2 protein-coding genes are annotated in these 1,947 nt (G+C 60.4%); both read left to right on the plus strand.

Going from position 1 to position 1,947, the window contains the following annotated elements; all coding sequences use genetic code 11:
- On the plus strand, positions 1-716 hold a 716-nt coding region (locus MYY08_RS02320; protein WP_288012879.1), incomplete at its 5' end, for a methyl-accepting chemotaxis protein.
- A gap of 190 nt (positions 717-906) precedes the next feature.
- A partial coding sequence (locus MYY08_RS02325; RefSeq protein ID WP_288012882.1) for a Tar ligand binding domain-containing protein occupies positions 907-1,947 on the plus strand: 1,041 nt, incomplete at its 3' end.

Below are 1,947 nucleotides of genomic sequence, written 5' to 3' on the forward strand. Positions count from 1 at the left end.
AGAACGCTGAAAACGCCCGTCAGGCGTCGCAGCTGGCGCTGAGCGCCTCCGAAACCGCGCAGAAGGGCAGCAAGGTCGTGGACGGCGTGGTGAAAACCATGAGCGAGATCGCGGGCAGCTCGAAAAAGATTGCCGATATCACCAGCGTGATCGACGGCATTGCCTTCCAGACCAACATCCTGGCGCTGAACGCGGCGGTGGAAGCGGCGCGCGCCGGTGAACAGGGCCGTGGCTTCGCGGTGGTGGCGGGCGAGGTGCGCAATCTGGCGCAGCGCAGCGCTCAGGCGGCGAAAGAGATTAAGTCGCTGATTGAAGATTCTGTGGCGCGTGTCGATACCGGCTCTGCGCTGGTCGGCACTGCGGGCGAAACCATGAGCGACATCGTCAGCGCGCTCACCCGCGTCACCGACATCATGGGCGAAATCGCCTCGGCGTCGGACGAGCAGAGCCGCGGCATCGACCAGGTGGGCCTGGCGGTGACCGAGATGGATCGCGTGACGCAGCAGAACGCCGCGCTGGTGGAAGAGTCCGCCTCGGCCGCCGCCGCGCTGGAAGAGCAGGCGAGCCGCCTCAGCCAGGCCGTATCGGTGTTTAAAGTGCGTCAGGGGCAGGTTGGTCATCCGGCAGCGCTGAAGACGCCTGTGCTCAGCAAGCCTGCCGCGCTGAAGCCCAGCGCTGCGCCTGCCGCTGCGGATAACAACTGGGAAACGTTCTGATCCGTCACACGCGTCGCTGATATTTAACGTAAAAACCGGACGTCGTCGCCCGACGGCGTCCTTTTTCGCTTTTTCCATCTGAAAATTTGCCTGACGGCGCGTAGCGCGCCGCAGTTAATTTCAGATAAGGATAAAGATCCTGCCTGGCATGCCGATAATCCTGACATTCAACCACGCTTTAAGGACCATCATGTTTAAGCATATTAAAGTTGTGACGGCGCTGATTATGGTGCTGGCCATCTTCGCTGTATTGCAGCTCGCATCCAGCGGTCTGTTCTTTAACGCCCTGAAAGGGGATCGGGAAAGTTTTGTTCTGTCGCAGGAGATCCAGCGCGAACAGATTAACCTCAACGCCGCATGGGTGGCGCTGATCCAGGCGCGCAACACCCTTAACCGCGCCGGTATCCGCTATATGCTCGATGCTAACCATATGGGCAGCGGCAGCACCGTCGCCGAACTGGTGGCACTGGCCAACGAGCAGCTGCAAACGGCGGACAAAAACTTTGCCGCCTACAACCAGATACTGCCTGACGAGGTGAAAAATATGCCTTATCTGGTGGCGATCAATGACAAATATAAAGTGCTGCATGACGCGCTGGGCGAACTGGTGCAGATGCTGGGCGCGGGCAATTTGAAAGGGTTTGTCGACCAGCCGACGCAGAGCTACCAGAACGATTTTGAAAGCGCCTACGCCACCTGGGCGCAGACCACCAGCACCCTGATAACCGCTGGCGCCGAGCAGAACGAGAGCGCTTATCAGCGTTCCCTATGGATTATCGGCATCGTGCTGACGATTCTGGCGGGCGTGGTCGCGCTGGTCTGGATCGGCATGCATCAGATCCTGCTGCGTCCGCTGAAAATCACCATCGAGCATATCCGTCATATCGCCAGCGGTGACCTGACGCAGCCAATCGAGGTGCAAGGCCGCAATGAAATGAGCATGCTGGCTGAAAGCCTGAAAAACATGCAGCTGGAGCTGGTGCGCACCGTCAGCGACGTGCGCGACGGTTCCGACGCCATCTACACCGGCGCCAGCGAAATCACCGCCGGCAGCAACGATCTCTCCTCGCGCACCGAGCAGCAGGCCGCCTCGCTGGAAGAGACCGCCGCCAGCATGGAAGAACTGACCGCGACGGTGAAACAGAACGCTGAAAACGCCCGTCAGGCGTCGCAGCTGGCGCTGAGCGCCTCCGAAACCGCGCAGAAGGGCAGCAAGGTCGTGGACGGCGTG

The sequence above is a fragment of the Mixta sp. genome (assembly GCF_024610815.1).
Classification (GTDB): domain Bacteria; phylum Pseudomonadota; class Gammaproteobacteria; order Enterobacterales; family Enterobacteriaceae; genus Mixta; species Mixta calida.